Genomic DNA, 5,431 nt, shown 5'->3' with positions numbered 1-5,431 from the left:
GCCCCTGTCCCAGCAGCAACAGGCCGCGGTGACCACGGCCCCGGCCGTCAAACTGGAAGAAACGGACGCCGCCGTGACCGTGGCGCTGGCCTCGCCCCCTGCGATCCAGAACGCGACGGATCAGGCGACGGTGATTTCCCGCCGGCCCGACAGCCGCCCGCGCAATTTTGCGCGCACCGTGGAAAAGGCCGAACGGGCCGAGCCGACCCGCGTGGCCGCCGTGGCCCCGCGGACAGTGGCGCCCAGCATTCCCAGCAAGACCACCGTGGCCAAACAGGCAACCGTGCGGAACGCCATCAACCTGCGAAAGGTGAACCTGATCGGCGTCTACGGCAAACCATCGAGCCGCCGCGCGCTCGTCCGGCTCGGCAACGGGCGCTACCAGAAGGTCGTCGTGGGCGACCGCATCGACGGGGGCCGCGTTTCGGCCATCGGCGACAGCGAACTGCGCTACCGCAAACGCGGGCGCGACGTCGTCCTGACGATCCCGCAGGGCTGATTGCCTCCCCCCACCGGTTCTTCCAAATGGCAAAAAATCCTCACCGAAGGTAAGAAAACTCTTTCGATGCGCCGAAAGATTTAGATGCCTCCGGCGGGGATTTTGAACCATTTGGAAGCGGGACGCGCGTCCTCGCGCTCAGGCGTCGGCCTTCAGTTCGCCGCTGTCGATCTGTTCTTGCTCTATGCTCTCGAAGAGCGCCTTGAAATTGCCCTCTCCGAAGCCGTCGTCGCCCTTGCGTTCGATGAATTCAAAGAAGATCGGGCCGATCACGGTTTTCGAAAAGATCTGCAGGAGGATACGCGTTTCCCCTCCGTCCAGCACACCTTCGCCGTCGATCAGGATCCCGTGCTTCTTCATCCGGTCGAGCGGTTCTTCGTGGTCCTGCACCCGGTCGCGGCTCAGTTCGTAATAGGTGTCCGGGGGCCCCGGCATGAAGGTGAGGCCGTTCTCCGCGATGGCATCGGTGGCGTCGTAGATATTGCGCGCGCCCACGGCGATATGCTGGATGCCTTCGCCCTTGTACTTCTTCAGGTAGGAAACGATCTGCCCGGTTTCGCCCCTGTCCTCGTTGATGGGGATGCGGATACGCCCGCAGGGCGAGGTCAGCGCGCGCGAAAACAGGCCGGTGAATTTACCCTCGATGTCGAAGAAGCGGATTTCCTTGAAGTTGAACAGATCCCCGTAGAACTTGAACCACTTGTCCATGTTTCCCTTGAAGACGTTATGCGTCAGGTGATCGAGGTAGTAGAACCCCACGCCGTCGGGCTTTGACGTGGCGATCCAGTCATATTCCCAGTTGTAGGGCGAGGTATCGTAGTAGCGGTCGACGAAATAGATCAGCGAGCCGCCGATGCCCATGATGGCCGGCACGTCCAGCACCTTGCCCCCGCCGGTGTATTCCTCCGCCCCGTGGGCCAAGGCGTGGGCGAGCGCCTTCTCGGCATCCACCACGCGCCAGCCCATCGACGGGGCACAGGGCCCGTGCTCTTCGACGAAGCGGGCCGCGAAGCTGTCCGGCTCGGCGTTGAGGATATAGGTAATGTCCCCCTGCTGCCAAAGCTCGATCTTCTGCGTCTTGTGGTTGGCGACATGGGCATAACCCATGCGGCTGAAAAGATCGCGCAGTTCCTGCGGATCGGGCGCGGCGAATTCGACGAATTCGAAACCGTCGGTGCCTGCCGGGTTCTCCGGCGTGATACGGGATTTGGGGGCGTCATGCGGGAAGGGACCCATGGGGTTCTCCTCTTTCTATGGATGAAATCCGGGCTGGCCGGTATGACGCAATTCTACCAGCGGAGAGCCGCGCGATCTGCGCAATCTCGATCCGTTCTCTGGTCTTTCTCACGCGTTCTGGGCATGATGCTGCGGAACCGTGCGGAGATTGCGCATATGCTGGATGACACCGATACGCGGCTTTTGGCGGCGCTGCAGAAGAACGCCCATCTGACCAGCAGCGAACTGGGGGCGCAGTTGAACCTGTCGCCTTCGCAGGCCGGGCGGCGGCGTCAACGGCTTGAGATGGAGGGCTATATCGAAGCCTATACCGCCCGGCTCGATCCCGCGCGGCTGGGTCTGAATGTGCAGGGCTTCGTGCAGGTGCATCTGGGCACCCATGGACCGGAACATTCGGCCAGTTTCGCGCGCCTGCTCGACACCCGTCCGGAAATCGTGAGCGCATGGACAATGACCGGCGATGCGGACTATCTGTTGCGGGTCTATTGCGCCGATCTGCCCAGCCTCAACCGCCTGATACACGATGTTTTGCTACCACATTCGGCCGTGGCGCGTGTACATAGCCAGATCGTCATGGATCAACTGAAAAAAGACGGGCCCCTGCCCACCTGAAGCTCTCGAAAGGACTGCCATGGAAGGTTTCCTGTTCCAAGCCTCGATTTACCTTGCCGCCGCCGTGGTGGCGGTGCCCTTTGCCGCGCGGCTCGGCCTCGGTTCCGTGCTGGGCTACCTCGCGGCGGGCATCCTGATCGGGCCGGTCTTCGGGCTGGTCGGATCGGAAACGAAGGACCTTCAGCATTTCGCCGAATTCGGCGTGGTGATGATGCTGTTCCTGATCGGGCTCGAACTCGAACCGCGCGCGTTGTGGGACATGCGGCACAAGCTGCTGGGCCTTGGCGGGCTGCAGGTGATCCTGTCGACCGCGGCGATCATGGGCATCGCCATGGCCTATGGGCAAAGCTGGTCCGTAGCGCTGGCCATCGGCCTTACCCTGTCGCTTTCCTCCACCGCCATCGTGCTGCAGACCCTTTCCGAGAAAGGGCTGATGCAGACCGCGGGGGGGCGCAATGTCTTTTCCGTTCTGCTGACGCAGGACATCGCGGTCATTCCCATACTGGCTTTCCTGCCGCTGCTGGCGCTTGGCTCGCTCGCCGGGGTGCTGCCGGACGGGTCGATCTCCGTCGATCCCGAACAGGTCGAAGATGCGCACAAGGCCGTGGGCGCCCACGGCGGCGAGGTCTCGCAGGGGGCGGAGGCCGCCTACAAGGCGATGAACTTCATTGAGGCGTTGCCGGGCTGGGGAGTCACACTGGTCACGCTGGGGGCCATCGCGGCGATCATCGTGACGGGCATCTTCGCCACGCGCCCGGTGTTCCGTTACATCCATTCGGCCAACCTGCGTGAGATGTATACCGCCATCGCGCTGCTTATCGTGGTGGGCATTTCCTTTTTGATGATGCTGGTGGGGCTGTCGCCCGCGCTGGGGGCCTTCCTCGCCGGTGTGGTGCTCGCCTCCAGCGAATTCCGGCATGAACTGGAAACCGACCTCGAACCCTTCAAGGGGCTGCTCTTGGGCCTCTTCTTCATCACCGTGGGGGCTGGCATCAATTTCGAGCTGCTCTTTGCCGATGCGCCCCTGCTGGTGGGCATGGCGCTGCTCGTCATCATCGTGAAGGGGCTGATCCTTTACGGGCTGGCGTCGGTCTTCAACCTCAAGGGCCGCGACCGCTGGCTGTTCTCGCTGGCGCTGGCACAGGCCGGTGAATTCGGCTTCGTACTGGTCAGCTTCTCGGTGGCCACCAGCGTGATCCCCGGCGACGTGGCCGAAACGCTGCTGCTGGTCATCGCGCTTTCCATGCTCATCACGCCGTTACTCTTCATCCTATATGACATCATCAGCAAACGGATGGAGGAAAGCGGGGTCATCACCCCCGACGAGATCGACGAAGAAGGCCCGGTGATCATCGCCGGCGTGGGGCGCTTCGGCCAGATGGTGAACCGGCTGGTGCAGGCCAGCGGGTTCAAGACGGTTGTGCTGGACCACAACCCCGATACCATCGCGGTCATGCGGCGCTTCGGGTTCAAGGCGTTCCTCGGTGATCCGACCCGGCCCGACATTCTGCGCAAGGCGGGGCTGAAGGACGCGCGCGTGCTCGTCGTGGCGCTGGACGACCCCAAGGCCGCGTTGCATCTGATCGCCTATGCCCGCCGCCAGCGGCCCGATCTGCACATCGTCACCCGGGCCCATGACCGCACGGATGTCTACCAGCAGTTCCAGGCCGGGGCCGACGATATCGTGCGCGAAATGTTCGACAGTTCGCTGCGGGCGGGCCGCTACGTGCTGGAACAGATGGGCCTGTCGGAGTTCGAAGCCTCCGAGGCGCAGCGCATGTTCTACACCCACGACAGGGAGTCGGTGCGCGAACTCGCCAAGCTCTGGCGGCCCGACGTGCCCCCGGCAGAGAACAAGGCCTATGTGGCCCGCGCGAAGGAGCTCCAGAAGGACCTGGAAACCGCCTTCCTCAACCGCGTGGATCAGGAGAAGAAGAGCGCCTGACCCTCAGCCGTCGCTGACTCCCGCTTCGGCAAAGGTGGCCATGCCCACGTGGCAGGCCAGCGCCGCCTTCAGCACGCTGATCGCCACCGCGGCGCCGGAGGCTTCGCCAAGGCGCAGGCCCAGCGACAGCATGGGCGCCTTATCCATCGCCTCCAAGAGCCGCCCATGGCCGCCCTCGGTACTGAGGTGACCCGCGACCGCATGATCGAGCGCGCCCGGCCCCGCGTGGTGCAGGCACAGGGCGGCGGCAGAGCATATGAACCCGTCGAAGATGACGGGAATACGCAGATGCCGCGCGCGCAGGATGGCCCCGGCCATAGCCGCCAACTCGCGCCCGCCAAGGCAGCGCAGCACCTCCAGCCCGTCGCCCGCTTCGGCATGGCGCGCGACCCCGTCGGCCACGACCGATGCCTTGATGCGTAACACCGCATCGTCCACCCCGGTACCACGGCCCGTCCAGTCCTCCGCCGAGCCGCCCAGCAGAGCGCAGGCGATGGCCGCCGCCGCGGTGGTATTGGCAATGCCCATCTCACCGACCACCAGCACATCGGCATGGGCGTCGACGGCATCCCACCCGGCCCGCAGGGCCGCCATGCAGTCCGCCACATCCATGGCGGGTTCTTGCGTGAAATCCGCCGTGGGCCGGTCCAGTTCCAGCGGCACCACATCCAATTTCGCCCCGGCCACGCGGGCCAACTGGTTAATCGCCGCCCCGCCGTGCTGGAAATTGGCCACCATCTGCGCCGTCACCTCGGCGGGAAAAGCGGAAACGCCGCGTGCCGCGACACCGTGGTTGCCAGCAAACACGATGATCTGCGGGCGCGTGATCTCCGCCCGCGCGCCGCCGCGCCACCCCCGGTACCAGACCGCCAGATCCTCCAACAGTCCGAGCGAGCCCGGCGGCTTGGTCAACTGGCCGTCGCGCGCACGGGCATCCGCCGCCGCATCCTCATCGGCCAGCGGCATCTCCCGCAACAGGGTGCGGACATCGTCCAGATCGGAAAAAGCGGCTGTCATCGGCGAACCTCATTGCAAGAAGACTGCCGCCTCTTTACCCAACAAGCGCCCCCGGACAACACTCGAAAGGACCAGCCCGATGCCGGAAAACGACGCCGCCCGCCACCCGCTCGCCGGTTTCG

At 64.5% G+C, this 5,431-nt stretch carries 4 protein-coding genes and 1 pseudogene; 3 read left to right on the top strand and 2 right to left on the bottom strand.

Annotated elements, in window-relative coordinates:
* A pseudogene (locus tag A3764_RS00220) lies at positions 1-499 on the top strand (hypothetical protein); the annotation flags it as partial.
* A gap of 138 nt (positions 500-637) precedes the next feature.
* Here the strand turns inward: A3764_RS00220 and hppD are convergent.
* The gene (gene hppD, locus A3764_RS00215) at positions 638-1,735 is read right to left on the bottom strand and encodes a 4-hydroxyphenylpyruvate dioxygenase (RefSeq protein WP_067921189.1); all 1,098 of its coding nucleotides are present in this window, start codon (positions 1,733-1,735) and stop codon (positions 638-640) included.
* Between the two features lie 156 nt (positions 1,736-1,891).
* Here hppD and A3764_RS00210 point away from each other — a divergent pair, with 156 nt between their 5' ends.
* Together A3764_RS00210 and A3764_RS00205 are read left to right on the top strand one after the other, a co-directional pair.
* Positions 1,892-2,347, top strand: a complete 456-nt coding sequence (locus A3764_RS00210) for an Lrp/AsnC family transcriptional regulator (protein WP_067921191.1) — start codon at positions 1,892-1,894, stop codon at positions 2,345-2,347.
* A gap of 19 nt (positions 2,348-2,366) precedes the next feature.
* Positions 2,367-4,292: a cation:proton antiporter domain-containing protein gene (locus A3764_RS00205; RefSeq protein ID WP_067921187.1), complete on the top strand. Its 1,926-nt coding sequence runs from the start codon at positions 2,367-2,369 to the stop codon at positions 4,290-4,292.
* Positions 4,293-4,295: 3 nt separating this feature from the next.
* Here A3764_RS00205 and cobT read toward each other — a convergent pair whose 3' ends face one another.
* Positions 4,296-5,309, bottom strand: a complete 1,014-nt coding sequence (gene cobT / locus A3764_RS00200; RefSeq protein ID WP_067921184.1) for a nicotinate-nucleotide--dimethylbenzimidazole phosphoribosyltransferase — start codon at positions 5,307-5,309, stop codon at positions 4,296-4,298.
* Positions 5,310-5,431: the final 122 nt, after the last annotated feature.

This window comes from Sulfitobacter sp. HI0129 (assembly GCF_001635395.1).
Lineage (GTDB): Bacteria > Pseudomonadota > Alphaproteobacteria > Rhodobacterales > Rhodobacteraceae > Sulfitobacter.
Note: the sequence above shows the minus strand (reverse complement) of the source record. Positions and strands in the feature narration are given on the sequence as shown.